Origin of the sequence: Geobacillus sp. BK01, assembly GCF_052220245.1 — a bacterium.
GTDB lineage: Bacteria > Bacillota > Bacilli > Bacillales > Anoxybacillaceae > Geobacillus.
In genome coordinates, this window is sequence record NZ_JBQPTH010000012.1 from 44,772 (window position 1) to 71,550 (window position 26,779).

At 54.2% G+C, this 26,779-nt stretch carries 24 protein-coding genes, 2 rRNA genes and 1 riboswitch; of the genes, 4 read left to right on the top strand and 22 right to left on the bottom strand.

Going from position 1 to position 26,779, the window contains the following annotated elements:
- Positions 1–92: 92 nt before the first annotated feature.
- The gene (locus ACTVDO_RS12400; protein WP_020958505.1) at positions 93–1,568 is read left to right on the top strand and encodes a flavin monoamine oxidase family protein; all 1,476 of its coding nucleotides are present in this window, start codon (positions 93–95) and stop codon (positions 1,566–1,568) included.
- A gap of 35 nt (positions 1,569–1,603) precedes the next feature.
- Here the strand turns inward: ACTVDO_RS12400 and ACTVDO_RS12405 are convergent, their stop codons facing one another.
- The 8 genes from ACTVDO_RS12405 to ACTVDO_RS12440 form a co-directional block, all read right to left on the bottom strand.
- On the bottom strand, positions 1,604–2,167 hold the full coding sequence (locus ACTVDO_RS12405; protein ID WP_020958504.1) for a TIGR00730 family Rossman fold protein: 564 nt from the start codon (positions 2,165–2,167) through the stop codon (positions 1,604–1,606).
- 179 nt (positions 2,168–2,346) lie between these two features.
- Positions 2,347–3,570 (bottom strand): CamS family sex pheromone protein, encoded by a 1,224-nt coding sequence (locus tag ACTVDO_RS12410; RefSeq protein ID WP_020958503.1) that lies wholly within the window; start codon positions 3,568–3,570, stop codon positions 2,347–2,349.
- The gene (gene ligA, locus ACTVDO_RS12415) at positions 3,567–5,579 is read right to left on the bottom strand and encodes an NAD-dependent DNA ligase LigA (protein WP_442901630.1); all 2,013 of its coding nucleotides are present in this window, start codon (positions 5,577–5,579) and stop codon (positions 3,567–3,569) included. The genes ACTVDO_RS12410 and ligA overlap by 4 nt, the downstream gene beginning before the upstream one ends.
- Before the next feature lie 21 nt (positions 5,580–5,600).
- Entirely contained in the window at positions 5,601–7,775 is a 2,175-nt protein-coding gene (gene pcrA, locus ACTVDO_RS12420; RefSeq protein ID WP_442901637.1) for a DNA helicase PcrA, read from the bottom strand.
- A 28-nt stretch (positions 7,776–7,803) separates the two neighbouring features.
- Complete coding sequence (locus tag ACTVDO_RS12425) at positions 7,804–8,505, bottom strand: heptaprenylglyceryl phosphate synthase (protein ID WP_020958500.1); 702 nt, start codon at positions 8,503–8,505, stop codon at positions 7,804–7,806.
- A 99-nt stretch (positions 8,506–8,604) separates the two neighbouring features.
- Positions 8,605–8,931: a YerC/YecD family TrpR-related protein gene (locus ACTVDO_RS12430; protein ID WP_020958499.1), complete on the bottom strand. Its 327-nt coding sequence runs from the start codon at positions 8,929–8,931 to the stop codon at positions 8,605–8,607.
- Positions 8,932–9,256: 325 nt separating this feature from the next.
- Entirely contained in the window at positions 9,257–10,264 is a 1,008-nt protein-coding gene (locus ACTVDO_RS12435) for a DUF3048 domain-containing protein (RefSeq protein ID WP_041267721.1), read from the bottom strand.
- A 29-nt stretch (positions 10,265–10,293) separates the two neighbouring features.
- Positions 10,294–12,039 (bottom strand): adenine deaminase C-terminal domain-containing protein, encoded by a 1,746-nt coding sequence (locus ACTVDO_RS12440; RefSeq protein ID WP_442901631.1) that lies wholly within the window; start codon positions 12,037–12,039, stop codon positions 10,294–10,296.
- Positions 12,040–12,133: 94 nt separating this feature from the next.
- On the opposite strand from ACTVDO_RS12440, the gene ACTVDO_RS12445 reads away from it, so the two are divergent.
- A complete protein-coding gene (locus ACTVDO_RS12445; protein ID WP_020958496.1) occupies positions 12,134–12,379 on the top strand; it encodes a YgaP family membrane protein in 246 nt (81 codons plus the stop codon).
- A 163-nt stretch (positions 12,380–12,542) separates the two neighbouring features.
- Positions 12,543–12,647, top strand: coding sequence for an EYxxD motif small membrane protein (locus ACTVDO_RS12450; protein ID WP_442901632.1), 105 nt, complete (start codon positions 12,543–12,545; stop codon positions 12,645–12,647).
- Here ACTVDO_RS12450 and purD read toward each other — a convergent pair.
- From purD to purE, 12 genes are all read right to left on the bottom strand, one after another.
- Entirely contained in the window at positions 12,601–13,893 is a 1,293-nt protein-coding gene (purD, locus tag ACTVDO_RS12455; protein WP_020958495.1) for a phosphoribosylamine--glycine ligase, read from the bottom strand. The two genes, ACTVDO_RS12450 and purD, sit on opposite strands and share 47 nt — an antisense overlap.
- Before the next feature lie 25 nt (positions 13,894–13,918).
- Positions 13,919–15,457: a bifunctional phosphoribosylaminoimidazolecarboxamide formyltransferase/IMP cyclohydrolase gene (purH, locus tag ACTVDO_RS12460; RefSeq protein WP_442901633.1), complete on the bottom strand. Its 1,539-nt coding sequence runs from the start codon at positions 15,455–15,457 to the stop codon at positions 13,919–13,921.
- Positions 15,420–16,052: a phosphoribosylglycinamide formyltransferase gene (gene purN / locus ACTVDO_RS12465; RefSeq protein ID WP_020958493.1), complete on the bottom strand. Its 633-nt coding sequence runs from the start codon at positions 16,050–16,052 to the stop codon at positions 15,420–15,422. The genes purH and purN overlap by 38 nt, the downstream gene beginning before the upstream one ends.
- Positions 16,049–17,089: a phosphoribosylformylglycinamidine cyclo-ligase gene (gene purM / locus ACTVDO_RS12470; protein ID WP_020958492.1), complete on the bottom strand. Its 1,041-nt coding sequence runs from the start codon at positions 17,087–17,089 to the stop codon at positions 16,049–16,051. The genes purN and purM overlap by 4 nt, the downstream gene beginning before the upstream one ends.
- A 64-nt stretch (positions 17,090–17,153) precedes the next feature.
- Positions 17,154–18,566, bottom strand: coding sequence for an amidophosphoribosyltransferase (purF, locus tag ACTVDO_RS12475; protein ID WP_442901634.1), 1,413 nt, complete (start codon positions 18,564–18,566; stop codon positions 17,154–17,156).
- Entirely contained in the window at positions 18,542–20,770 is a 2,229-nt protein-coding gene (gene purL / locus ACTVDO_RS12480) for a phosphoribosylformylglycinamidine synthase subunit PurL (RefSeq protein ID WP_020958490.1), read from the bottom strand. The genes purF and purL overlap by 25 nt, the downstream gene beginning before the upstream one ends.
- A complete protein-coding gene (purQ, locus tag ACTVDO_RS12485; protein WP_020958489.1) occupies positions 20,754–21,440 on the bottom strand; it encodes a phosphoribosylformylglycinamidine synthase subunit PurQ in 687 nt (228 codons plus the stop codon). Before purQ ends, purL begins: the two co-directional genes overlap by 17 nt.
- Complete coding sequence (purS, locus tag ACTVDO_RS12490) at positions 21,437–21,691, bottom strand: phosphoribosylformylglycinamidine synthase subunit PurS (protein ID WP_020958488.1); 255 nt, start codon at positions 21,689–21,691, stop codon at positions 21,437–21,439. Before purS ends, purQ begins: the two co-directional genes overlap by 4 nt.
- Complete coding sequence (gene purC, locus ACTVDO_RS12495; protein ID WP_020958487.1) at positions 21,679–22,407, bottom strand: phosphoribosylaminoimidazolesuccinocarboxamide synthase; 729 nt, start codon at positions 22,405–22,407, stop codon at positions 21,679–21,681. Before purC ends, purS begins: the two co-directional genes overlap by 13 nt.
- 74 nt (positions 22,408–22,481) lie before the next feature.
- Complete coding sequence (purB, locus tag ACTVDO_RS12500) at positions 22,482–23,777, bottom strand: adenylosuccinate lyase (RefSeq protein ID WP_442901635.1); 1,296 nt, start codon at positions 23,775–23,777, stop codon at positions 22,482–22,484.
- Entirely contained in the window at positions 23,774–24,922 is a 1,149-nt protein-coding gene (gene purK, locus ACTVDO_RS12505) for a 5-(carboxyamino)imidazole ribonucleotide synthase (RefSeq protein WP_020958485.1), read from the bottom strand. The genes purB and purK overlap by 4 nt, the downstream gene beginning before the upstream one ends.
- Entirely contained in the window at positions 24,915–25,403 is a 489-nt protein-coding gene (gene purE, locus ACTVDO_RS12510) for a 5-(carboxyamino)imidazole ribonucleotide mutase (protein WP_023817436.1), read from the bottom strand. Before purE ends, purK begins: the two co-directional genes overlap by 8 nt.
- Before the next feature lie 114 nt (positions 25,404–25,517).
- A riboswitch (purine riboswitch) is annotated at positions 25,518–25,619 on the bottom strand.
- A 147-nt stretch (positions 25,620–25,766) separates the two neighbouring features.
- Here purE and ACTVDO_RS12515 point away from each other — a divergent pair.
- Positions 25,767–26,210 (top strand): Hsp20/alpha crystallin family protein, encoded by a 444-nt coding sequence (locus tag ACTVDO_RS12515; RefSeq protein WP_023817433.1) that lies wholly within the window; start codon positions 25,767–25,769, stop codon positions 26,208–26,210.
- A gap of 221 nt (positions 26,211–26,431) precedes the next feature.
- On the opposite strand, the gene rrf is transcribed toward ACTVDO_RS12515, so the two are convergent.
- Both rrf and ACTVDO_RS12525 read right to left on the bottom strand, forming a co-directional pair.
- Positions 26,432–26,548, bottom strand: a 5S ribosomal RNA gene (gene rrf / locus ACTVDO_RS12520).
- A 125-nt stretch (positions 26,549–26,673) separates the two neighbouring features.
- Positions 26,674–26,779 (bottom strand): 23S ribosomal RNA (locus tag ACTVDO_RS12525); the annotation flags it as partial.

Genomic DNA, 26,779 nt, shown 5'->3' on the forward strand with positions numbered 1-26,779 from the left:
CTCGCATATCCCCCTTTGCGGTCGAATACCAATGAAGTAACCGCGTCAGCGACGCCTTGCTGCGGAAATCGGCAAAGGGGGGGAATCCAACCGTGTCCCATCCTTATGTTTCTCCAAAACTATCAATGGAAACGATGATCTCGATCATTCGCAACGGCTTAAAGAAACCGTCGTCCCCTCAACATATCGTCACCATCGGCGCCGGCATGGCCGGGCTTGTCGCGGCGTCACTGCTGAAGCAAGCCGGCCATCGCATCACCATCTTAGAGGCGTCCGAGCGGGTCGGCGGCCGAATTTACACGCTCCGCTCCAACTTCCGTGACGACCAGTATCTCGAAGCCGGCGCGATGCGCATTCCCCACACCCATCGATTGACGCTCGAATACATCCAAAAATTCAACTTGCCGCTCCATCCGTTTATCAACAGCACCCCGCGCGACATTGTATATTTTCGCGGCGTGAAAGCGCGCCTTGACAAATATGAGCGGCATCCCGGCCTCTTTGGCTTTCCGGTCGCCCCGCATGAACGGGGCAAAACCGCTTCCGAGTTATTGCAGATGGCCATTCGCCCGGTCGTTCAATTCATTGCGCAACACCCGGAAAAACATTGGCCGATCGTCATCGAACAGCTCGACCGCTACTCTCTTGACTCGTATTTGCGTTACAACCCGTTCGGCCTGTCGTTGTCCGTGGGAGCCATCGATATGATCAAAGCTGTTCTCTCATTAGAAGGATTCCCCGAACTTTCGTTTCTTGAGATGTTGCGTGAACTCATGGTGCTGTTTACGCCGAATATTCGCTTTTACGAAATTGCCGGCGGAAACGATCGGCTTCCAAAGGCCTTTTTGCCGCAGCTGAAGGATGACATCCTCTTTAGCCATAAAGTGCAAAAAATCGTGCAAACCGAAAACAGCGTCACCATTCATGCGACCCATACGAAAATTCTCCAACCGTTTCAAACGACCGCTGATCGGGTGATCGTCACCATCCCGTTTTCCGTTTTGCAGTTTGTCGACATCGAACCGCGCCATTCATTTTCCGAAAACAAATGGAAAGCGATTCGCGAACTCCATTATGCGGGCTCAACGAAAACCGGCATCCAATTTAAAACACGGTTTTGGGAAAAAGAGGGGATGTTCGGGGGCAAAACCGTCTCGGATTTGCCGATTCGCTACACCCAATACCCGAGCCAAGGCATCGGCACGGCCGGGCCGGGAGTGGTGCTAGCCAGCTATACGTGGGAGGACGACACGATCCCCTGGGACAGCTTAAGCGATGAAGAGCGGCTTGAATATACGTTGAAAAACTTAGCCGTCATCCACGGCGAACAAGTGTACCGTGAATTTGAAACCGGAACAAGTCATAGCTGGGTGCGCTATCCGTACTCCGGCGGCGCCTTCACGATGATGAAGCCCAATCAGGTGACGGAGCTGTCGCCGTATATCGTGGCCCCCGAAGGAAGGGTGCATTTTGCCGGCGAGCATGCTTCCACCCACCACGGATGGATTCAAGGCGCCATTGAATCCGGCATCCGCGTCGCGTATGAAGTGAACAACTCGCCAGCTTAGCAGCATCTCTACCGGCGGAGCGGTCAACCGCTCCTTCATGTTCCAGAACAGCGATGATGGCGGAACTTTTTCATCCGCTCATACAGCGTTGAAACATCCTCAGCGCTGACGATCAGCTCGAGGTCCTCCGGCGCGGCGAATCCGTTGTCGACTGTATGCCGAAGCAAATGAAGAAGGGGATCGAAAAACCCTTCCACGTTAAGCAGGCCGATCGGTTTTTGGTGGAGGCCGACGCGCGACCATGAGAGCACTTCAAACAGCTCTTCATACGTCCCATACCCGCCTGGCAGGGCGATAAACCCGTCGGCCGCCTCATACATTTTCGCCTTGCGCGTATGCATCGTATCGACAACCACTAGCTCGCTCAACCGGTCATGCGCCACTTCCCGGGCTTTCAAAAATTGAGGAATGATCCCGACCACGCGTCCTTGATGGCGAAGCGCCGCCTCCGCGACTTCCCCCATCAAGCCCCGCATCCCGCCGCCGTAAATGAGCGTCATGCCGCTTTGGGCGAGAAACGTTCCGAGCGCTTTCGCCGCTTCCTTATATTTCATGCTTCGTCCGTAACTTGATCCGCAAAACACACAAATGGCTTTCATGATCGTGACACACCTTTACTCGCATCTAAGTCCTCATTATTTTACCAGTCTGTTTTCCATCCGGCAAATCACACCGACGGGCTGCCAGCGAATTTGTTTTCACCAGCTTTTCGAACCGTAACATCGCAAAAAACACATCCCCTCTGGCTCGTCCAGAGAGGATGCGGCACGTTGTGTTGTCATTGATAAATATGCACAAACGGCTCGTCCGCTTTCGCCTGGCGTACGATGAGACTTTCCGGCTGGCCGGCTGAAGAGATGTAGACGTTGACAGCGATATAGTCTGGAAACTTCTCCATCACTAAACCGGTCACATATTGCGTAAAGCCGATTACCTCTGCTTTCCCATAAAATGGGATCGTCATATTGATCGTCAACTTTTGCAGTTGGTCGTTGACATACAGCCCTTTGCCGACAATGCCGGTGTAGTTCGGGAAAAAGTCTTCGACATCTGACTTAAAGTTATTGAACTTCAGCCAGTCGTCGCGGTGATTTTCTTCCGCTTCATCGGACGGGAATAAATAGTATTCCTCGTTCACCGCTTCCCACTTATCGATCGTATTTCTCCCCTCATCAATATGGGTGACGGCGAAAAAATGCCCTGGAGTGACGGACGAGCGCGGCGCCTGTTTGTACAAGGCGATCGTGATCGGCACGTTGCCGAGCCCTTTTATATTTCGTAACCGTTTCAACACCTCGGCGGCGATCCGCTTTCCTTCCCGTTCGATGACATCGTCCTTGAGTTTAACCTCACGCGGGTAGCCTTGCTCGGTCGCGTAATAGTGGACGGAGTTTAACGCCAAGCCGATGGCAACACCGCCAAGTTTTACCTTGTCGTTATCGACTTTCACTAAGTAGTCGTGCTCCAAAATGCTGGCCAAATAAATTGGGCTTTGTTTGTTTTTTTGCTCATTCGTTCCTGTATCGCTCATTGGCGGGTTTAAGCCGATGTTGTCTTCCGGTTTCATTTTCTCTGCCCTCAGCTGACTGTCCGTCCGCTTGCGGGCGAGCCATTTTCGGACTGTCTCACCGTCCAAATATTGTCCCTCTTGGAACAAGTAATCGTCCGGGGAAAATTGTTCGGAGGCCAAACGCATGAGTCCGGTCTCAAACTCATCAACATCAAGGCGCGTGTTTAAATCGTTAACCACCTGTCCGCGCGCCCCGGACGGCTTAAATGGCAAGACAACGCGGTAATGCGAATCAGAAATATTGTATTTCGGAATGACAGCTTCTTGCTCTTTGCTTCCTTTGTCTTGCACAACTTGTTCGCCTTCGTCAAATTTTGGCGCGCACGCCGACAACAAACAGACGGAGACGAGCCCGAGGACGGCAAGCCGCTTTCGGGCCCACTTCGTCCAACGGCAGGCAACCAAGCTGCTGAGCGGTGAAATTCGTTTCATCGTTCCCCCCTGCTTATCTCTTGCAAAAATCGTGTTTCGTCCCACACTTCAATGCCAAGTTGTCGCGCTTTCTCAAGCTTCGATCCGGCATCCTCGCCGGCGATGACAAGGTCAGTACTGCGGCTGACGCTGCCGGTGACGCGCCCGCCAAGCTGCTCGATCTGTTGTTTCGCCTCATTGCGCGACATCGCGGCAAGTTTGCCGGTCAAAACGACCGTTTTGCCGGCGAATGCCGAATCAACCGGCGCTTCCGCCGCCCGCTTCGGTCCTCTGTACGCCATATTAACCCCGTAGGCGCGCAGTTCATTGAGCAGTTCGACCGCTTCCGGTTGGGCGAAGAACGCCGTGATCGCATCCGCCATCTTCTCCCCGATTTCGGGGACGGCCATCAACTCCTCTTTCGTCGCCCGTTCGAGCCGCTCCATCGTTTCAAAATGCTCGGCAAGCAGTTGGGCTGCTTTCGCTCCGACGTAGCGGATGCCAAGGCCAAACAGCAGCCGTTCAAGTGAATTTTGCTTCGACGCCTCAATCGCCGCAAGCAAGTTGGCCGCCGACTTTTCCCCCATCCGTTCCAACCCGATAAGCTGTTCCTTCGTCAGGCAGTACAAATCGGCGACATCACGGACAAGGCCGGCGTTAAACAGCTGGGTGACGACTTTTTCGCCCAGGCCCTCGATATTCATCGCTGCTCTTGAGGCAAAATGGATGAGCCGCTCGCGCAGCTGGGCCGGGCAGTTCGGGTTCAAGCAGCGGAGCGCCACTTCCCCCTCGAGACGGACGAGCTCGCTTTCGCATTCCGGGCAGTGCGTCGGCATCGTAAACGGCGTTTCGTCCCCGTCGCGCCGGTCAACGACGACGCCGACGACTTCAGGAATAATGTCGCCTGCTTTTTTGATCGTGACAGCGTCGCCAATCCGGATATCTTTTTCGCGAATAAAGTCTTCATTGTGAAGAGTGGCGCGCTGCACCGTCGTGCCGGCGACGCGGACCGGCTCTAAAATCGCCGTCGGAGTGACGACACCGGTGCGGCCGACGTTCACCTCAATGCCGATCAACGTCGTAACGACCTCTTCGGCCGGGAACTTGTAGGCGATCGCCCAGCGCGGGCTTTTCGCTGTCGCGCCAAGCGCTCGTTGTTGGGCGAATGAATCGACCTTAATGACGATGCCGTCAATCTCATACGGAAGCTGCGGCCGCTTGTCATGCCACTCGTTGATAAAAGCGATCACCTCATCGATATTGGCGCAGCGCCGCCGCTCCGGGTTCACTTTAAAGCCGAGCGCCTGCAAATAATCAAGCGCCCCGCTGTGTGAAGCGATGCCGAGCGCCTCGGCGTCGGCTAAGCCGTATACAAACAAATCCAGCTGGCGCGACGCCGCCACTTTTGGATCCAACTGGCGGAGCGAGCCGGCCGCCGCGTTGCGCGGATTGGCGAACAATTCCTCACCGCGCGCCTCCCGCTCCTCGTTCAAGCGCAAAAACGATGCTTTCGGCATAAACGCCTCGCCGCGCGCTTCAAGCGACACCGGTTCTGTCAGCCGCAGCGGCAGCGAGCGGATCGTTTTCAAATTTTCCGTAATGTCTTCGCCCGTCGTCCCGTCACCGCGCGTCGCCCCTTGGACGAAATAGCCGTCCTCATAGCGGACCGAGACGGCGAGGCCGTCGATTTTCAATTCGCACACATACGCCGCCTCGTCAACTTCCTGGCGGACGCGGCGGTCAAAATCGCGCAAGTCACCCTCGTTAAATGCGTTGGCCAGGCTCATCATTGGAACGCGATGCGTCACCTTGCGAAACGCCTCAAGCGGCGGGCCGCCGATGCGCTGAGTCGGCGAATCGCCTGTTTTCAAGTCCGGATACTGTTCCTCAATGGCGACAAGTTCCTGCATAAGCCGATCATACTCGGCATCCGGAACGGATGGGCGGTCAAGCACATAATATTCGTACCCGTAGCGGTTTAACAGTTCGCGCAGCTCGGCCGCGCGCCGTTCGGCTTGTTGGCGGTCCATACGTTCACCCGTTCTCCTTTCTTACACTTTCTCAATCGGCGCAAATTTCGCAAGCAGCCGTTTAATACCGGTCGGACTTGGGAAGGCGATGTCAAGCTCTTGGTCATCGCCGTCGCCGCGGACGCTGACAACGGTGCCGACCCCCCATTTTCGGTGGTTCGCCCGGTCGCCGACTTTCCACGACCCAACGGCGCCGCTGGCCTGCGGGCGCGAAACGGTCGGACGGGAGGCGGCCGCTTGACGGCGCGAGGCCGTCTCGAGCAAATGCGCCGGAATTTCATCCAAAAAGCGCGATGGCGGGTTCATTTGGATGTTGCCAAACAGCGTTCGCATTTGCGCGCTCGTCAGCACAAGTTCCTCCTCCGCGCGGGTGATGCCGACATACGCCAGCCGCCGTTCCTCTTCCATCTCATCGTCATCATTGAGCGAGCGGTTGTGCGGGAAAATGCCTTCTTCCATGCCGATCAAAAAGACGACCGGAAACTCGAGCCCTTTGGCGGCGTGAAGCGTCATTAAAACGACCGCATCGCCTTCAGCCCCCTCGTTTGTCCCGTTCAGCTCGTCCAAGTCGGAAATAAGCGCCAAGTCAGTTAAAAAGGCGATGAGCGATTTATCGTCGCTCACATTTTCAAAATGCTTTGTCACCGATAAAAACTCATCCAAGTTCTCAAGCCGGCTTTGCGCTTCAATCGTCCGCTCCGCCTTCAGCATGTCGCGGTAGCCGGATTTGTCGAGCACTTCTTCGACGAGTTCGGTGACGGAGACGTATTCTTGCAGCTGCGTCCATTGCTCGAGCTGGCCGCGAAACGCAGCGAGCGCCCCGGCCGCTTTGGCGCCAAGCCCGATCATCTCAAGCTCCCCGAGCGCTTCAAAGAGCGACAGTTCATGCCCGGCCGCATAGCGAACGAGTTTGTCGATCGTTGAAGCCCCGATGCCGCGCTTCGGCACATTGATGATGCGAAGCAAGCTTAAATCGTCGTCCGGATTGGCGATGACGCGCAAATAGGCGAGAATGTCTTTAATTTCTTTCCGGTCATAAAACTTTAAGCCGCCGACAATTTGATACGGAATGTTCGCTTTCAGCAACATTTCCTCGACGACGCGCGACTGGGCGTTCGTCCGGTACAAGACGGCAAAATCGCTGTAGCGGCGCTCGCCGCGCTCTACCGCCTCGCGAATGCGGCCGGCGACAAACTGCGCTTCGTCCGCTTCGTTCATCGCCTCGTAATAAAGGATCGGTTTCCCTTCCGCATTTTCTGTCCAAAGCCGTTTCGGCTTTCGGTTGACGTTATGCTCGATCACTTCGTTCGCTGCCTGCAAAATGCGCTTCGTCGAGCGGTAGTTTTGCTCAAGCAAAATGACTTTTGCGTTCGGATAGTCGCGCTCGAACGACAAAATGTTTTGGATGTCCGCCCCGCGCCAACGGTAAATCGACTGGTCGGCGTCGCCGACGGCGCAAATGTTTTGAAAGCGTTCCGCCAGCTTTTTGACGAGCGTATATTGGGCGCGATTCGTGTCTTGGTATTCATCAATATGGATGTACTGAAACTTATATTGGTAATGGTGGAGCACATCCGGCACGCGGTCAAACAGTTGGATCGTTGTCATGATCAAATCGTCAAAATCGAGCGAATGGTTGCGAAGCAGGCGCTGCTGGTATTCTTGATAGATGTCGCTGACGATTTTTTCGTAATACGTCGAGGCCCGCTTCGCGAATTGTTCCGTGGACAACAGCTCGTTTTTTGCCGCGCTGATCGTCCCTAAAATGGTACGCGGTTCAAATTTTTTCGGGTCGATGTTTTTTTCCTTTAAAATCGTTTTGATCACGGAAAGTTGATCCGTCGAATCGAGGATGGAAAAATTGCGGTTGATGCCGATGCGGTCAATGTCGCGGCGCAAAATGCGGACACACATCGAGTGAAACGTCGAGATCCAGACATCTTCCGCCGCCCCGCCTAAGAGTGACTGCACGCGTTCCCGCATTTCACGCGCCGCCTTGTTCGTAAACGTAATGGCCAAAATGTTCCACGGCGCCACATGCTTTTCCGCCATCAAATAGGCGATCCGGTGCGTCAACACGCGCGTTTTTCCGCTTCCCGCCCCCGCCATAATGAGCAGCGGGCCTTCCGTCGTCCTGACGGCTTCTTGCTGCTCTTTGTTTAAATGCGCAAGTAGCTTTTCCGATAAAAAATTCATCATGTCCACCACCAATAAAACATATGTTCTATTCTGCCTCGTTCACCCGCTTCACAGCGGCCACGGTCAACAACGCCTGCTCAAATGATTCGTAAATGGCGTTGCCGACGACAACGGTATCGGCGTAGCGCGCCATCTCAGCCGCCTGTTCCGGCGCAGTAATGCCGCCACCGTAAAACAGCTGCGTCTTATCGAGCACCCGTTTCACGTTTTCCACTAGAATCGGATCGCCGTATGTGCCGCTATATTCGAGGTAAAAGATCGGCAGCTTGTACAAATGTTGAGCGAGGCGGGCGTAGGCCACAACATCGTCTTCACTCAGTCCGGTGTCGGCCTCGGTGAGCTTCGCCGCCTTGCATTCCGGGTTCAAAATGCAATATCCCTCGGCGAAAATCTCCTCCCAGTTCATGACGTCGCCATGCTGTTTCACCGCCTCATGATGACGGCCGATTACCCAATCGACATGGCGGCTGTTTAACACGATCGGGATGAAATACGCATCAAACCCCGGCGTCAAGGCCTCAAGATTTGTGACTTCAAGCGCGCATGGCACCGAAAACCGGCGGATGCGGGCCAATAAATCAAGCACACCATCGAGCGTCACTCCGTCCGTTCCGCCGACGATGACCGCATCCGTTCCCGACTCGCAAAGGCGCTCAAGGCGCTCGTCATCAATCAACTTGTTCGGGTCGAGTTTAAACACATGGCGCCAAGCGCGAACCTCTTCCATGACAATACCCCTTCCACTCCGTTCTCCATTGTTTCATTATAACAAATCCGCAAAAAGAAAAGGAGTTCCTTTTCATATGGAAGGAATCTCCTTTCCTGATCAGTCTGTCACGGCTTCATTTTCTTCTTGCAGCTGTTCTTCTTTAATGCGGTCAAGCGCCATCGCATAGGCATCGTTGCCGTAGTTGAGGCAGCGCTTGACACGCGAAATGGTCGCCGTGCTTGCTCCGGTTTCAGTTTCAATTTTATGGTACGTATACCCTTCCCGCAACATGCGGGCGACTTCCAGACGTTGGGCAAGCGCCTGAATTTCGTTGACGGTGCATAAGTCATCAAAAAAACGGTAACACTCCTCTAAGTCACGCAACGACAAAATGGCTTTAAACAGTTGATCAAGCTCCCTGCCGCGCAGTTTATCGATTTGCATGTATGTCTCCTCCTTGCTTTGGTGAAACCGCAAATTGTATGGCCGAACATAAGCATCTTTGCCCTTTCCGAACAAGAACGACGGCGGGCCAATGGAGTTTGTGCCTGCAAGTCGTTCCTTGTTCGGAGAGGGCATGCGCCAACAGCCCATCGTCGATGAGCAAACCGTCTGCCGACTACAGCACAAAAAAGGGAATCAACGCCTTCCCAACCCGTCTTTATCGGCCGATCAACATACTTGGTTTTGGCTTGTTGACGACATTCTTTGTTCATCGTTTAGAAAACTAGCGAGGCGCGCCGCCGGACCAACGGTCATTTGCGCGTCGTCACCATTGAACAGCCGTCAGTTCCGGAACGATATTGATCCACGTTTTGCCCGGCACGAACCCGACCGGCACCCCATCGCGGTATGGCAGCAGCCGGCCGTCGACGTTTTTCCATTCGATCGGCTGGATGACGCCGTTTTGCAACAAGTAGCCTTGGCCGCCGGAAGTGAAATCAATGTCGCGCCGCCCGTAGCTGTCGATCACTTGATGGCGGGCGGCGATGATTAGCACATTTTGCACCACGACCGGAGCGCGCGTATCGTAATCGATCGTCTGCTCGCCGCCGCTATACCGGTAATACCCTTTTTGCTCCGGAGCGTAGCGATATTCCACTTGGGCGTATAGGCGGTGCGAATAGGCGATGCGGACCGTCCCGACTTTCTCCCCGCTTGGCTCATCAGAACGAAATGGCAGTGGGGCGATATCGTCCGTCCATGCGTATTCGTTGTCATCCGCCCCTTTTTCAATATTGGCAAACGTAATGTATGAGTTATGCGGCGCCTTGCGGAAGGAAACGCGCTCAAACAGCGTCCCATCGTAAAAGAGTCCGTTCAAATAGTCAGTTTCGCCCCGTTCGAGCCTCGCTTTCGCCTCTGGGCTCCAGCCATGGCAAACATAAATAGCGTTATAACCTTCGCTTAAATCAATATAATAATCACGCGCACTCCGCACCGGCCCGACCCGTTCCGGCCGATCGCTTTGATAAAGCGCCAAAAAACGGGTGATATCCCCCTCGGCAAGCACCTCGTACACGATATCTGCTTGGCTTAATCCCGATTGCGGACGCGCCTTCGGATGGTTGTTGACCATCACGCCGACGACCCGCTGACGGACGTCCCCTTCCGCTGGCAGCCCGGTCAACGGAAACGTTTCCTTCTCCTTCTCCTCTGCCGGAGGCTGGGGCGGCTGCTCTTGCACAGGCGGTTTCGCCGGCTCCGGCTCGCTTTGGGCGGTGCAGCCGCCAAGGAGCAGCGCCATACAGCCAATGGCATACAGCCAACGTTTCAATGGATACACAACCTTTTTTCTTTTTTATTTTACCGCATTATTGAAGGAAAGAGTACCGTTTTGTGCATGACATCGTAAATGCCGCGCTGGGTGATGCGCACATACGGCAAGTGGGTCGATTGCAAAAAGAGCAACGAGTACACGGGATCCTCAAAATGATACCCGCGCTCCCGCAAAAGGCGGACGAACGTCTTTTCCTCGTGCATCAACGTTTCCATCTCTAAAGTGGACGTCATGCCGCCAAGCGGAAGCGGGAGTTCAAACAAAATCTCCCCATTCTCGGCAAGTACAATGCCGCCACCGATCTCCTTCATCCGCCGAAAAGCAAGCATCATATCTTCCTTATGCTTTCCGATCAAAATCAAATCGCCGGTGTTTGAATACGAGCTCGAAAGCCCGCCAAGCGCCGATGAAAACCCTTTAAGCAGCGTATTGACACGCCATTGGCCATTTCGGTCAAGCAGCACTAAAAAGCATTCGTCATGGTCGTGCCCTAAGCGGTCGCGCGACGTATCGACCGAAACAGAATACGGCTTTAAAATCACCGCATTTTCCATGCGCAACCCCATCGGCATCGAAAATTGCAAATCGTCCCATTCAAGCTCCCATGATAATGAAAGCGGCCGAATGCCAAACTGTTCCCACTCAGGCGCCGGCCATGCGCCTGTCGGCTCCCCTTCCCGCTTCACCCATTCTCCTTTGGCGAGCACCTGCACCGGCGTCGGGTCATGAGCCGAGCGCAGAAAATTGATGTGCGCAATCCGGCCGGTTGTGATGCTGCCGTGAAGATGTTCGATGCCATAATGGCGAGCGGCGTTGATCGTCGCCATGGCGTACGCGTCGATGACTGGCACGCCATGTTCAATGGCGATGCGAATCAGCCCATCCATGACCCCGTTTTCATAAAATGCCGGCGGCGAGCCGTCGGTCGTCAATAAGCATTTGTCGTAGTGCCGGATGCCGAGCGCTTTCATTTCCTCAAGCACCACCGGCAAATCCGGACGGATCGAGGAATGGCGAAGTGTAACCGTATAGCCGTGCCAAAGGCGCAGATGCACTTCTTTTCCTGTCATCACTTCATGATCTCCGTCTGCACCGAAAAGCGCCATTTTCACCAGCGTTTTCTCCGAAGCGCCCGGGAAGTGTCCCTCGATTTTGCGGCGCCGTCGTTTTGCCTCTTGCATCCAGTAAAGGACAATGTCATCGCCGCTGATGAGCTTCGGCCACGACGTCAGCTCGCCGCCTTGAAGAACCGTTTCTTGATCCAACCACCGTTTGATCCGGGCGTTTGATAGCTGCTCATCCTCCCGCTCTAACTCCGTCTGCCCGTCAAATCGGCACCACCAATACATCGATGTTGGAAGCGCATTCATTTCTTTCAAAAATAAAAACGCCTCTTCATCGTCAAGATGCAAAAGGAAAAATAAATTATCATTGATTAGCGTCGTCGTCCCGCACGTTGCTGCATAACGGGCAAATGAATGGGGATTATATAATTGAAATGGATGAACATGCGGCTCAATGTAGCCAGGGACGAGCACATACCCGCGGCAGTCGATGATTTCACACGCTTCATCGACGCGGCTGGGAAGCCGCTCTCCGGCGTACACGATGCGGTCGCCATGTATCCATATATTCCCTTTTACCCATTCGCGAAAATAGGAATGCAAAAACGTTGCGTTCGTCAATACTTTGGTCGGTGATTGTTTGCCATCCATCACCGCTGCCTGTTCACGCAATTCACTGCTTTTCCATCGGTAGCGTTGTTCGCCCATTGACACCCCGTCCCTTGTTTCCTAATCGTTCCATATAATCATTTTAACGCACGAAAGCGATTTTCACAATAAAAAGATGAGGAGGGACACGCCAATGGCGAATATCGGCATTGTGAATGCGCTCATCCGCATTACGTTCGGTTTGACTGTTGTGGCGTGGGCGACCGCCCGTTTGGCCCGGCGGCCATGGTGCACATCGTATCTGCTTGCCGTCTTGCTTGGGGCCATGAAAGTCGGTGAAGGGATTACCCGTTTTTGTCCACTGACAGCCTTGTTTGACAATATGCAGCGTGAACGGCTGCTTGAAGAACAAAAAGAAGCTGTTGTCAATCCGACATAAATAAACGGCCAGGCAGGAGCAACCGCTCGAGGCCGTACGGTTCTCCCCGCCACAATGCCCCAAGGGGGCTGAAGACTCGCTTCGCTCTTGCCGGAAGTTCTGCTTCACGTTAGAAAAGGTGTCCCGCGTTTGGGACACCTTCAATCCAAAGGAGTGAATGATCATGTTGCTGGAATATATGACCGACATGTCGTTTGTGTTAGCGACATTGATCGGGGGCATTATTGCCCTTTCGTACGTGTATGTGCGGCGGAGGCGCGTTCGATAGCGCGCCGGCCGATGTCCCGGCGGTAAAACAACCCATTGCTGTCGATTCGGGCAAGCTGTGCATACACTTTTTCTTTTGCTTCAGCCAGTGTATGTCCTTTGGCGGCTAACAAAAGAACGCGTCCGCCGTTCGTGTACAGTGTACCACCTTCTTGCTTTGTCCCGGCATGGAATAACAGCACATCGGAATCGAGCCGATCCAATCCCCGGATGGCCGCCCCACGCTCATAGGCGCCCGGATAGCCTTTAGCCGCCAACACGACGCCAAGCACCGCTTCGTCCGTCCAATCAAGCTCGATCTCTTTTCCTTCCATCACCGCCAAGATCGCTTCAATGAAATCGGTTTTCAGCCGCGGCAGCACGACTTGCGCCTCTGGGTCGCCAAAGCGGGCGTTAAATTCAATCACTTTCGGTCCGTCTTTCGTTTCGATCAGCCCGGCATATAGCACACCGGTAAACGGCCGGCCTTCAGCCACTAACGCTTTGGCGGTCGGACGCAAAATCGTCTCAAGCGCGATTTGGATCGTTTCGGCGGAAATTTGCGGCACTGGCGAATACGCTCCCATTCCGCCGGTATTGGGCCCTTCATCTCCGTCATACGCCCGTTTATGGTCTTGGGCGATGGCAAGAGGATAGACCTTCTCGCCGTTCACGAACGCCATAAACGAAAATTCTTCACCTTCCAAATACTCCTCGATGACGACCTGGCTGCCGGCTTTGCCGAATTGCCCATCGACAAGCGTTGCCTTCGCCGCGGCTAACGCTTCTTCTACCGTTTGGGCGACGGTGACTCCTTTTCCAGCGGCTAACCCGTCCGCTTTGATGACGATCGGGGCGCCTTTTTGTTCAATGTACGCTTTCGCATCTTCATACGACGCAAAGGTGGCATGTTCCGCCGTTGGAATGCCGTATTTCTTCATCAGTTCCTTCGCAAACGCCTTGCTTCCTTCAATGAGTGCCGCCGCCTGGTTCGGACCGAAAATAGGCAGCCCCTCGGCCAGAAAGCGGTCGACGAGGCCGGCGGCAAGCGGCGCTTCCGGCCCGACAATCGTCAAATCAATCGCATGTTGTTTCGCAAACTGCAAAAGCGCATCTATATCGAGTTCCTCGATGTCGACGAGCTCTGCCACTTCCCCGATGCCCGGGTTGCCCGGCGCCGCATACAGCTTGCCAGCCAACGGACTTTGCGCCGCCTTCTGAGCGATGGCATGCTCGCGCCCGCCGCGCCCGACTATCAAAATGTTCATCGTCTTCCTCCCCTTTTGCCGCCGTTTAATGTTTGAAATGGCGAACACCGGTAAATACCATGGCAATGCCGTATTCATCCGCCTTGCGGATCGAATCAGCATCACGAATCGAGCCGCCCGGCTGGATGATGGCCGTAATGCCCGCTTTCGCCGCCGCCTCAACCGTATCATCCATCGGGAAAAAGGCATCGGATGCAAGCACTGCGCCCGCCGCCTGCTCCCCGGCTTGTTCAATGGCGATGTTCGCCGCGCCGACCCGGTTCATTTGCCCGGCGCCGACACCGATCGTCATGCCGTTTTTCGCCAACACAATGGCGTTTGATTTAACATGTTTGACGACTTTCCAGGCAAAACGAAGTTGTTCACGTTCCGCCTCTGTCGGCTCGCGCTTCGTGACGACGTTCCATTCGGCGTCTTCAAGCGTATGCATATCCGCTTCTTGCACAAGCAAACCGCCGTTTATGGACACGAACGTTTTTTCTTTGACCTTTGGCGCAGTAAAATCAAGCGTCAACAGACGGATGTTTTTCTTTCTCGTCAAAATGGCAAGCGCCTCGTCGCTAAACGATGGGGCGATGACGATTTCTAAAAAGATGTCGTGCATCCGCTCTGCCGTTTCTTTGTCCACTTCCCGGTTGACAGCGATAATGCCGCCAAAAATCGAGACCGGATCCGCTTCATACGCTTTCGTAAATGCCTCAAGAAGCGTCGCGCCGATCCCGACGCCGCACGGGTTCATATGTTTAATCGCCGCTACAGCCGGCTCTTGAAATTCGCGAATAAGGTTGATGGCCGCATTGGCGTCGTTAATATTGTTATACGACAGCTCTTTTCCGTGCAACTGTTTCGCTTGCGCAATCGAGAAAGCCGCACCGAGCGGTTTGGCATAAAACGCCGCCGATTGATGCGGATTTTCGCCATAGCGCAACGATTGTTTTTTCGTATAGGTGACGGTGAGCGTTTCCGGATAGTTCTCGCCGGTGAGATTGGTTAAATACTCGGCAATCATCGCATCATACGCCGCCGTATGGCGGAACGCTTTCGCCGCCAGTTGCTGCCGCGTCTTTGCTTGGATCGAACCGGTTGTTTTCAGTTCTTCGATCACCATCGGATAGTCAGCCGGGTCAACGACAATCGCGACATCGGCATAGTTTTTCGCCGCCGCCCGCACCATCGTCGGGCCGCCGATATCGATATTTTCAATCGCCTCGGCAAGCGTCACGTCCGGTTTGGCGATCGTTTGCTGGAACGGGTACAAGTTCACCACGACCAAATCGATTGGGCGAATGCCATGCTCCTTAAGCGCCGCTTGATGGCGCTCATCGCTGCGCACCGCCAAAATGCCGCCGTGAATGGCCGGATGCAGCGTTTTGACGCGCCCGTCCAAAATTTCCGGAAACCCGGTGACATCAGAGATCGAAATGACCGGAACGCCGGCCTCTTCAAGCGCCCGTTTCGTCCCACCGGTCGAAATGATGTCGACGCCAAGTTCCGCCAGCTGCTTCGCAAACGGAACGATCCCTTCTTTATTGGACACGCTGATTAATGCTCGTTTGACTGCCATCGCTCTCGATCCTTTCTTCTTGTTGATCCTTGTCCGCCAACAGCATGCGCAACACCGCCGGGTATAACTCATGTTCAACCGCGTGGATGCGCGCTTCAAGCGCCTCGATCGGCTCGCCGGGCATCATCGGGACAGCGCGTTGGGCGATGACCGGTCCGGTATCCATCCCTTCATCAACATAATGGACGGTGACGCCCGTTTCCAAAACGCCCGCCCGATAAGCCTGGCCGATCGCGTCCTTGCCCGGAAACGCCGGCAACAGCGACGGATGAATGTTGACAATTTTCCCTTCATAGGCCGAAAGCAATGTCGGCCCGATCAAACGCATATAGCCGGCGAGCGCAATCCAGTCGATGCGCCGCTCCCTTAACTCACGCAAAATCTCGCTTTCAAACGCCGCCTTGGATGGGTAGTCTTTTGGCGTAAACACAAACGCCGGCACGTTTTCACGCGCTGCCCGTTCAATGACGTTCGCGCCCGGGCGGTCGCACACCAAAAGCGCCACTTCCGCCGGCACATCGCCGCACTTGGCCGCATCGACGATCGCTTGAAAGTTCGTCCCGCTTCCGGAAGCAAACACCGCTAGCCTCTTCATGCCTCGTTCCCTCCGGCAAACGATACGCCCTCTCCTTCAACAACTTCGCCAATGAGATACGATGGCTCGCCTTGTTCGTCCAACCACTTCACAAGCGGCGCCACCGTTTCCGGACTGACGGCCATCACGAGGCCAATGCCCATATTAAACACCGAAAACATCTCTTCTTCCTCGAGGCCACCCTTGTCGCGCAGGAAGTCAAAAATGGGCAGCACCGGCCAAGAACCTCGGTTGATGCGGGCACCAAGTCCATCCGGCAGCATGCGCGGAATGTTTTCGATAAATCCGCCGCCGGTAATATGCGCCATCCCTTTGATCGTAAACTGTCCGAGCGCCGAACGCAACGGTTTTGCGTAAATGCGCGTCGGCTTCAGCAATTCCTCACCAAGCGGAACGGTAAGTGGCTCATAAATGCGATCAAGCTCCAACTTCGCTTGGTCAAACACGATGCGGCGCACGAGCGAGTAGCCGTTGCTGTGCAAGCCGCTTGAAGGCAGTCCGATCAGCGCATCGCCCGCTTGAATCGTTTGTCCGGTCACAAGCTTTTCTTTTTCAGCAATGCCAACAGCGAACCCTGCTAAATCATACTCATTTTCGTCATACATTCCCGGCATTTCTGCCGTTTCCCCGCCAATCAATGCACAACCGGCTTCCACGCAACCATCGGCCACCCCTTTGACAATGGCAGCGATTTTTTCCGGCATTGCTTTGCCGCAGGCGATATAATCGAGGAAAAAGAGCGGTTCTGCCCCTTGCACCACGATGTCATTGACACACATCGCCACGCAGTCAATCCCGATCGTATCGTGACGATCCAACAAAAACGCCAGTTTCAGCTTCGTCCCGACGCCATCCGTGCCAGATACAAGCACCGGCTGGCGGTAGCCAAGCGCCGATAAATCAAACAAGCCGCCAAACCCGCCGATTCCGCCCAACACTTCCGGACGCATCGTTTTTTGCACGTGCTGTTTCATCAAGGTGACCGCCTGATAGCCGGCCTCAATGTCAACCCCTGCTTGTTTGTATGCGTTTGCCACATTTAATCCTCCCTTTGACGGCCATGCGGCCAGCTTCGAACATGATCGCGGTTCCGTTCAGATGTTATTTCACCGTTAAGCACGGCCGGGTGACTTGGCCGACGCGGGTCGGATATTGGCCGGTAAAACATGCCAAACATTGCCCGCGCTGCGGCGAGACATCTGGACGTCCGATCGCCGTCATCATTCCTTCCTTGCTGAGAAATGCCAACGAATCAGCGCCGATCAAACGTCGGATCTCTTCTACTGAATGTTTTGCTGCGATCAGTTCTTCTCTCGATGACGTATCAATGCCGTAAAAACAAGGGTGGGTGATCGGCGGCGCACTGATACGCACATGCACTTCTACAGCCCCTGCCTCGCGGAGCATCGTCACAATACGCCGGCTTGTCGTCCCGCGCACGATTGAATCGTCAACCATCACGACCCGCTTGCCAGCCACCACACCGCGCACCGGCGACAGCTTCATTTTTACTCCTTGTTCACGCAACGCTTGTGACGGCTGGATGAACGTCCGGCCGACGTAACGGTTTTTGATGAGCCCTAATTCATACGGGATGCCGCTCGCTTCCGCATAACCGATAGCGACGGAAATGCTCGAGTCCGGCACACCGGTAACAATATCAGCGTCAGCCGGCGCCTCGAGCGCCAACTGTTTCCCTAAATTTTTCCTCGCAGTATGGATGTTGATGCCATCGACATGACTGTCCGGGCGGGCAAAGTAAATGTATTCCATGCTGCAAATGGATCGGGGCCGCTCCGGGGCAAACCGTTCCGAACGCACTCCTTCCCCGTTGATGATAAGCAGTTCGCCGGGTGCCACTTCACGCTCGTACGCAGCACCGATGACATCAAACGCACACGTTTCCGAAGCGACGACATACGCCGAACCGAGACGGCCGAGCGACAGCGGCCGGAAGCCGTGCGGATCGAGCGCAACATAAAGCGCCTCTTCCGTCAGCAACAAAAACGCAAACGCCCCTTCAATCTGGCTGAGCGCCTCTTTCACTTGCCCGACAAACGTTGACGCCTGACTGCGGCGGATGAGATGGGCGAACACTTCCGTATCCGATGTCGTCTGAAAAATGCTCCCTTGCGCTTCGAGTGACAGTTTCAGTTCAAGAGCGTTCGTCAAGTTGCCGTTATGGGCAAGCGCCATCGAACCTGTCTGTGAGCGGAACAAAAGCGGCTGAACGTTTTCATAACCGCCTCCGCCCGCCGTCGAATAACGGACATGGCCGATCGCCGCCGGCCCGTGAAGCACATCGAGCGTCCCGCTTTGGAACACCTCTGTCACTAAGCCGAGACCTTTATAGCCGGATAAGTGACCGCCGCATGCCACAACGATGCCCGCTCCTTCCTGGCCGCGGTGCTGCAAGCTGTGGAGCCCGTAATACGTGAGCTTGGCGGCGTCCTCATGTCCCCAAATGCCGAAAATACCGCACTCCTCGTTCAATCCTTTGATTTCAGCAAGCATGGAATAGCCCCTTTCCAGACGTTTCGCATCTCGTCAACCGAAAGGCGGATAAACGTTTCCTCCTGTTCCCCGTTTACTGTCAAGATGCCGTCGCCTGTCACTTCACCGATCCGTTTCGCTTCCACAAGCTGTTCAAACGCTTCTTGGTGTTCTTTTTTCACCGACACGACAAAACGCGATTGCGTTTCACTGAACAGTTCGCTCGTCACATCGCCGCTAATCGTCACATTCGCCCCAAGCCCATCGGCTCCGATGACACATTCAGCAAGCGCGACTGCCAATCCGCCTTCAGCCACATCGTGTGCCGACGCCACGACTCCGGCGCGGATCGCCGTCAACAGCTGGCGCTGGCGTCTCGCTTCGACCGTCAAATCGAGCTCCGGCGCTTTGCCGAAAATGCGGCCCTCCAGCCATTTTTGCAACTCGCTGCCGCCAAACTCCGGCTTCGCCTCACCGATCACGTAGATCAAGTCGCCTTCTTGCTTAAACGATTGCGTTGTAATATGGGAAAGATCGTCAATAAGTCCGACCATACCGACCACCGGCGTCGGATAGATCGCCTCACCATTTGTCTCATTGTAAAGGGAGACGTTTCCGCCTGTCACCGGCGTTTCAAACACGCGGCATGCTTCGCTCATCCCGTCAACCGCTTTTTCAAGCTGCCAAAAAATCTCCGGCTTTTCCGGGCTGCCAAAGTTAAGGCAATCGGTAATCGCGAGCGGCTTCGCCCCCGAACAAACAACGTTGCGTGCCGCTTCGGCCACAGCGATTTTCCCACCCATCTCGGGGTCCAAATACAAATAGCGCGAATTGCAATCTGTGGTCAGCGCGAGCGCCTTATTCGTGCCGCGGATGCGCACAACCGCCGCATCTGATCCTGGGGCGACGACTGTGTTCGTCCGCACCATGTAGTCATATTGGTCGTACACCCATTCTTTGCTGGCGATCGTCGGTCGGGCGAGCAGCCCAAGCAATGTGTCGTTGTAGTCTTCGATCACCGGAATGTACGGCGCCATCGCCTGAAATTCACGGTAATAGGCCGGCTCTTTCGACGGCTTATAGTAAACCGGCGCGTCTTTCGCCAAGGCGTCGACTGGAATTTCCGCCGCCACCTCGCCGCGGAACCAGAGACGAAGCATTTTGTCATCCGTGACTTTGCCGATCGCTTTTGCTTCCAACCCGTACTTGGCAAAAATCGCGGCGATTTCGTCTTCACGCCCTTGCTTGACGACAAGCAGCATCCGTTCCTGCGATTCCGAGAGCATCATTTCATACGGCGTCATGCCAGTCTCGCGCTGCGGGACGAGATCCAAATTCATCTCGATGCCAAAGCCGCCTTTGCTTGCCATCTCGGCGGACGAACTCGTGAGCCCCGCGGCGCCCATATCTTGAATGCCGACAAGCGCATCGGACTTGACCGCCTCTAGGCACGCTTCTAGCAATAGTTTTTCCATAAACGGGTCGCCGACTTGCACAGCCGGGCGCTTCGCTTCCGATTGTTCGCTTAACTCTTCTGACGCGAACGTCGCCCCATGGATGCCGTCGCGGCCCGTTTTCGCCCCGACGTACATGACCGTATTGCCAACTCCGGTCGCTACGCCGCGTTGAATGTCTTCATGGCGGATGATCCCAACACACATGGCGTTGACAAGCGGATTCCCTTCATACGACGGGTCAAACTGGACTTCACCGCCGACGGTAGGGATGCCGATGCAGTTGCCATACCCGGCAATGCCGGCGACGACATGTTCAAACAAATATTTCACACGCGGCGATGTCAGTTCGCCAAACCGAAGCGAATTGAGCAGCGCGATCGGCCGCGCCCCCATTGAGAAGACGTCACGGATAATGCCGCCGACTCCGGTCGCCGCCCCTTGATACGGCTCGATCGCTGACGGATGGTTATGGCTTTCGATTTTAAACGCCACCGCCAATCCGTCGCCAATATCGACGATTCCAGCGCCTTCCCCCGGTCCCTGCAGCACGTGCGGGCCGTCAGTTGGGAATTTTTTGAGCACCGGCTTGGAATTTTTATAGCTGCAATGCTCCGACCACATCACCGAAAAAATGCCGGTTTCCGTGTAGTTCGGCAGCCGTCCTAAAATCGCTTCAATGCGCGCAAATTCGTCATCCGTCAATCCCATCTCGCGGTACAGTTTTTGTTCTTTAATCATCGCCGCACTCGGCTCAAGCAGTAACGACATGCGTCTCCCTCCAATAGTTGACGATCGATCGGAATAGTTTCAGTCCGTCCGCGCTGCCGAGCAAGGCGTCGACCGCCCGCTCCGGATGCGGCATCATGCCAAGCACATTGCCCCGCTCATTGACGATGCCCGCAATATCCATTAAACTGCCGTTCGGGTTTTCGCCGTGGTAGCGGAACACGATTTGCTTGTTTTCCACTAAGCGCTTCAGCGTCTGTTCATCGCAATAATAATTTCCTTCGCCATGGGCGATGGGAATCGTAATGACTTCCCCTTTGTCGTAGGCAGACGTAAACATCGTTCCGTTGTTTTCCACAACAAGCTGCACCGGCCGGCAGATGAACTTCAACTCTTGATTGCGGCGCATCGCCCCAGGAAGCAAGCCGGCTTCAAGCAAAATTTGAAACCCGTTGCACACGCCAAGCACCGGTTTTCCGGCGTCAGCCGCTTGCTTGACGGCGGTCATCACCTTCGAAAAGCGGGCGATCGCTCCCGAACGCAAGTAATCGCCGTACGAAAAGCCGCCCGGAAGCAAAATGGCGTCAAACCGGTCTAAGTTGTCCTCATCATGCCAGACATATTCGACTTCCTCGCCAAGCTCATCGGCGATCGCATGGTACATATCGACGTCGCAATTCGATCCCGGAAACACAATGACGGCAAACTTCATCGGGCGACGGCCTCCTCAATTTCGTAGCGGTAATCTTCAATGACCGGGTTGGACAGCAATTTCTCACACATTTCACGGACCATCTCATCAAGGTCGCGGTCGCTTTTTTCGATCATCAGTTCCATAAATTTGCCGATCCGCACGTCTTTCACTTCCGTATACGACAAGCTGTGAAGCGCCCCTTTCACCGCGGTCCCTTGCGGATCCAACACACTTTCACGCAACGTCACATACACTTTTACTTTATACATGCCGATTCTCCCCCTAACCGTTGTAAAATGACTTCATACGCCTCTGTCAAGCTGCCAAGGTCACGGCGGAACACATCTTTATCGAACTTCTCATTCGTGTCAGCGTCCCACAGCCGGCACGTATCAGGGGAAACCTCGTCGGCTAAAACGATCTCCCCGTCTGCTGTGCGGCCAAATTCAAGCTTAAAATCAATTAATCTTACATTTCGTTCCGCAAAATGGCCGCCTAACACTTCGTTCACCTTGAGCGCTTTTCGTTTCAACTGATCGATCTCCTCGCGGTTAGCGAGTTTCAAAATTGCAATATGGTCTTCAAGCAGCAGCGGATCGCCAAGATCATCGTTTTTGTAGTAAAACTCGACAAGCGGCGTTTCAAGCGGCGTTCCTTCCGCCAAGCCGATGCGCTTCGCTAAGCTGCCCGCGACAACATTGCGTACGACCACCTCAAGCGGGATGATCGTCACCTGTTGGACGAGCTGCTCAGTCGGTGATAGCTTTTCAATAAAATGATTGGCGATTCCCGCTTCGCGCAATTTCAAAAACAATAAGCTGGAAATCTCGTTATTGAGCCGCCCTTTGCCGGCGATCGTCGCCTTTTTTTCGCCATTAAACGCGGTCGCGCTGTCTTTGTACTCGACCCAAAGCACGCCGGACTCATCGGTCGCATAAATTTTTTTCGCTTTTCCTTCATACAGCAACTGTTGTTTTGTCGGCATCGTGCACGCCTCCATTATCCAGAAGATTAAAAATTTTCCGCATAATCAGCTGGCCAAAGCCAGCCGTTTTCTGCTCAATCCAATCCTAAGCGGGCAAAAATCGTATCGACATGCTTCAAATGATGACGATAGTCAAAACAGTTATCAAGCTCTTCGCTAGTGAGCCGGTTTGTAATCCGTTCGTCCGCCTCAAGCAACGGGCGGAACGGCACTTGTCGCTCCCATGCTTCCATCGCTTTCGGCTGCACCAAATCGTACGCCTCCTCGCGCGTCATCCCTTTGTCAATGAGCGCCAGCAACACGCGTTGCGAATAAATAAGGCCGAACGTGCGCTCCATATTTTTCTTCATGTTCTCCGGATAGACAAGCAAGTGTTTCACGATGTTGGCAAACCGGTTCAACATATAGTTCAAGGCGATCGTCGCATCTGGCAAAATGATGCGTTCCGCCGAGGAATGGGAAATGTCGCGCTCATGCCAAAGCGGCACATTTTCGTACGCCGTCACCATATAGCCGCGGATGACACGCGCCATCCCGGTCATATTTTCCGAGCCGATCGGGTTGCGTTTATGCGGCATCGCCGATGAGCCTTTTTGCCCTTTCGCGAAAAACTCTTCGACCTCACGAACCTCACTTTTTTGCAGACCGCGAATTTCCACGGCGAACTTCTCAATCGACGTCGCAATGAGCGCCAATGTTGCCATATAGTAGGCGTGGCGGTCGCGCTGAAGCGTTTGTGTTGAGATCGGCGCCGGCGTCAGCCCGAGCTTCTCGCACACATACTGTTCGACAAACGGATCGATGTTCGCATATGTGCCAACCGCACCGGAAATTTTCCCGACTTCAACCATCTCCGCCGCTTGGTTAAACCGCGCCAAATTCCGCTCCATTTCCGCGTACCAAAGCGCCAGCTTGAGCCCGAACGTCGTCGGTTCGGCATGGACGCCGTGCGTGCGCCCCATCATGACCGTATATTTATGTTCGCGCGCTTTCTCTTTCAATATTTGAATGAAGTTTTCCAAATCGCACCGCAAAATCGCGTTCGCCTGTTTTAACAAATAGCCGAGCGCTGTGTCAACAACATCGGTTGACGTCAGCCCGTAGTGCACCCATTTCCGTTCCTCGCCGAGCGTCTCCGAAACTGCACGCGTAAACGCCACGACGTCATGACGTGTTTCTTCCTCGATTTCCTTAATGCGGCGGATGTCAAATGACGCGTTTTCCCGTAGGCGACGGACGTCCTCTTTCGGAATGACGCCAAGTTCGGCCCACGCTTCGCAGGCAAGCAGCTCCACCTCAAGCCACGCCTTAAAGCGGTTTTCCTCCGTCCAAATCGCTCCCATTTCCGGTCTCGTGTAGCGTTCAATCATCTTCGTTCCAGCCTCCGATCTTGCCAAATTTGCCACGACTCGATTCGCGCCAGCGCTTCCTCCACATCGTCTGCCAGTACGGTCACATGGCCCATTTTCCGCTTTGGCTTCGCCTCATGCTTGCCGTATAAATGAAGGTAGGCCGCGCCGCCAAGCGACTCGATCTGTCCGATGGCCGGCTCGACGTGCTCCCCTAAAAGATTCACCATCACGGCCGGCTTCAACAACTCCGTCGAGCCGAGCGGCCAGTTGCAGACCGCACGGATGTGCTGGGCGAACTGCGACGTCGCACATGCATTGATTGTATAATGACCCGAGTTGTGCGGTCTAGGGGCCAACTCATTAATATAAATATCCCCGTTCGCTGTCAAAAACATTTCGACCGCCAGCGTCCCGACAAGCGAAAACGACGCTGCCAACGTCTCGGCATAACAGACCGCCCGCTGTTGGATATCTTTCGGAATGCGAGCTGGAACGATCGTTTGATGCAAAATGTTTTCGACATGAATATTTTCCGCCACCGGAAAAACAGCCGTCTCCCCGTCTACATTTCTCGCCACAATCACCGATATTTCTTTTACAAACGGCACCCAGCCTTCCAAAAGACATGGGCCAATTCGAAGCAATGCGGCCGCCTTTTCCACATCCTCTCGGCTGCGCAGCACATATTGCCCTTTTCCATCGTAGCCGCCGCGCCGCGTTTTCAATACGCACGGAAAGCCGATCATGGCAACGGCTTGCTCCAACTCATCCCATCCGTCCACTTCCCTATACGGCGCCACCGGCAACCCAGCTTCGACAATCGCCGCCTTCTCGAGCGCCCGGTCTTGCGTCACCGCCAACAGCCGGCTTCCTTGCGGGACATAGGCGTTGGCCTCCAACCACGCAAGCGCCCGCGCATCAATGTTTTCAAATTCGTACGTAATCACATCGCTCACCTGCGCCAGTTTCGCAATAGCATTCAGATCATCGTACGCTGCCGTAATTTCGACATCCGCCACTTGCCCGCACGGGGAATCAGGCGTCGGATCAAGCACAGCGATGCGAAACCCCATCTCACGCGCCGCCAAAGCCATCATCCGCCCAAGCTGTCCCCCGCCGATAATACCGATCGTCTGTCCCGGAACAATCCTTCGCTTAGTCAAGCTGATCACTGCTTTCTACTACTTGTTTTCGAATCGCCTCCCGCCGCGCTTTGAGCGCCTCCATATAGCGCGGCTCAAACAGTCCAACGATCGACACTGCAAGCAGCCCTGCGTTCGTCGCCCCCGCCTTGCCGATCGCCACCGTCGCCACCGGCACCCCGCCCGGCATTTGCACGATCGACAATAACGAATCCAACCCGTTCAACGCTTTCGACTGCACTGGCACGCCGATGACCGGCAACGTCGTTTTTGCCGCAATCATTCCCGGCAAATGAGCCGCCCCACCGGCTCCGGCAATGATCACTTTTATCCCCCGCTCTTCTGCCGTTTCCGCATAGCGAAACATTTCATCCGGCGTCCGATGCGCCGATACGACTTTTTTCTCAAATGAGACGCCTAATTCTTCAAGAATAGCACAGGCGTGTTTCATCGTTTCCCAGTCCGAATGGCTTCCCATGATCACTCCAACTAGAGGGCCCATGCGTTCCACTCCTTAACTTTAATAAACATAACAAAACCCGGAACATACATTCCCTCTTGTAAGCGAGGGAAAGCATCGTTCCGGGCTCTTACATCCACCGATGTGCAAAAAGCCAAAACCGATCCTTCCCCTCATAGTCCAATCATTTACGGTGATTGGGTAGAGACTTTTGGGCCATATTCCCAAAATTATATGAGGGATACTTTTGTACACAATGAAGTTACTTTTATATTAGCAGGTTTTTTAGCATCATGTCAAGGTAAAATCGAACATTTGATATTATAGGAAAGGAAATGTTCGTGTTTTTCGAATCACCAAATGAATGGGAAAGCATATGATGAAGGAGCGGAGGAGGGAAACGCCATGGCTAATGAAAACCCGTTCACACCGTTTTCCGATTGGACAAAGCATTGGCAGCAATTTTTCCAAAACGATTTTTGGGGAAGCATTCAGCCGCTGCTGTCGTCATCAAACAAACCATCATCAGGCATGAACATTTACAAAAAAAACCACGAATTACTCATTGTCATCAGCCTTCCCGGACTGGAAAAAATCGAGGATGCGGAAGTGTATGTATTACACAAGACGCTGGAAGTGAAGGCGACGATCAATCTCAACTTTAAAGGGTTTGATTTAGTGGAGGAAGGCATTTTCCAAGGCCGGTTTGAAAAAACCGTCCCATTGCCGTTCCCGGTAAAAGAAGACCGCATCGAGGCGACATACCATAACGGCCTGCTCTTCATCCACTTACACCGACTCATTCCCGAAGAGCCAAAAAAGAAAATAGTCATCAAAAAAGGCGAGTAACCGCCAACCGCTGCATAATAAAAAAAAGAGGGTGTCCCATGCCGTGCAGGACACCCTTTCGCGAGTTTCCGTTTCCTATCGTTTTATGAAAAAGGGGGTCTAGGAAACGATGATCACGCTTTACATTTTGGGGGAGAGGATTTAAAATGGCGTCATTAAAAATGACTCATTCGAAATAGGCAAAAAAATGAGAGAACCAAACAGCTCCCTCATTTTTGCCTGCCTAGCAGCGACCTACTCTTGCAGGGGCGCTGGCCCCAACTACCATCGGCGCTGGAGGGCTTAACTTCCGTGTTCGGGATGGGAACGGGTGTTTCCCCTCCGCTATCACCACTAGGCAAGCGATTCAGTTTTGACATCATTTATTATACTTAAAAAACAAACGATGTCAAGAAGGAAATTCATTCCTTCAAAACTAGATAACCGTTTTGGGAAGAAGCCGCGGCGCTTCCACTTTTCTTGTTAGGTTAAGCCCTCGATCGATTAGTATCCGTCAGCTGCACGTGTCGCCACGCTTCCACCTCGGACCTATCGACCTCGTCATCTTCGAGGGATCTTACTCGCTTCAC

Bases quoted from the DNA above. Each gene is read 5' to 3' on its own strand.
- ACTVDO_RS12405 (WP_020958504.1), bottom strand. From the start codon at position 2,167: ATGAAAGCCATTTGTGTGTTTTGCGGATCAAGTTACGGACGAAGCATG.
- ACTVDO_RS12410 (WP_020958503.1), bottom strand. From the start codon at position 3,570: ATGAAACGAATTTCACCGCTCAGCAGCTTGGTTGCCTGCCGTTGGACG.
- ligA (WP_442901630.1), bottom strand. From the start codon at position 5,579: ATGGACCGCCAACAAGCCGAACGGCGCGCGGCCGAGCTGCGCGAACTG.
- pcrA (WP_442901637.1), bottom strand. From the start codon at position 7,775: ATGAATTTTTTATCGGAAAAGCTACTTGCGCATTTAAACAAAGAGCAG.
- ACTVDO_RS12425 (WP_020958500.1), bottom strand. From the start codon at position 8,505: ATGGAAGAGGTTCGCGCTTGGCGCCATGTGTTTAAACTCGACCCGAAC.
- ACTVDO_RS12430 (WP_020958499.1), bottom strand. From the start codon at position 8,931: ATGCAAATCGATAAACTGCGCGGCAGGGAGCTTGATCAACTGTTTAAA.
- ACTVDO_RS12440 (WP_442901631.1), bottom strand. From the start codon at position 12,039: ATGGGCGAACAACGCTACCGATGGAAAAGCAGTGAATTGCGTGAACAG.
- ACTVDO_RS12445 (WP_020958496.1), top strand. From the start codon at position 12,134: ATGGCGAATATCGGCATTGTGAATGCGCTCATCCGCATTACGTTCGGT.
- ACTVDO_RS12450 (WP_442901632.1), top strand. From the start codon at position 12,543: ATGTTGCTGGAATATATGACCGACATGTCGTTTGTGTTAGCGACATTG.
- purD (WP_020958495.1), bottom strand. From the start codon at position 13,893: ATGAACATTTTGATAGTCGGGCGCGGCGGGCGCGAGCATGCCATCGCT.
- purH (WP_442901633.1), bottom strand. From the start codon at position 15,457: ATGGCAGTCAAACGAGCATTAATCAGCGTGTCCAATAAAGAAGGGATC.
- purN (WP_020958493.1), bottom strand. From the start codon at position 16,052: ATGAAGAGGCTAGCGGTGTTTGCTTCCGGAAGCGGGACGAACTTTCAA.
- purF (WP_442901634.1), bottom strand. From the start codon at position 18,566: ATGCTTGCTGAAATCAAAGGATTGAACGAGGAGTGCGGTATTTTCGGC.
- purL (WP_020958490.1), bottom strand. From the start codon at position 20,770: ATGTCGTTACTGCTTGAGCCGAGTGCGGCGATGATTAAAGAACAAAAA.
- purQ (WP_020958489.1), bottom strand. From the start codon at position 21,440: ATGAAGTTTGCCGTCATTGTGTTTCCGGGATCGAATTGCGACGTCGAT.
- purS (WP_020958488.1), bottom strand. From the start codon at position 21,691: ATGTATAAAGTAAAAGTGTATGTGACGTTGCGTGAAAGTGTGTTGGAT.
- purC (WP_020958487.1), bottom strand. From the start codon at position 22,407: ATGCCGACAAAACAACAGTTGCTGTATGAAGGAAAAGCGAAAAAAATT.
- purB (WP_442901635.1), bottom strand. From the start codon at position 23,777: ATGATTGAACGCTACACGAGACCGGAAATGGGAGCGATTTGGACGGAG.
- purE (WP_023817436.1), bottom strand. From the start codon at position 25,403: ATGGGCCCTCTAGTTGGAGTGATCATGGGAAGCCATTCGGACTGGGAA.
- ACTVDO_RS12515 (WP_023817433.1), top strand. From the start codon at position 25,767: ATGGCTAATGAAAACCCGTTCACACCGTTTTCCGATTGGACAAAGCAT.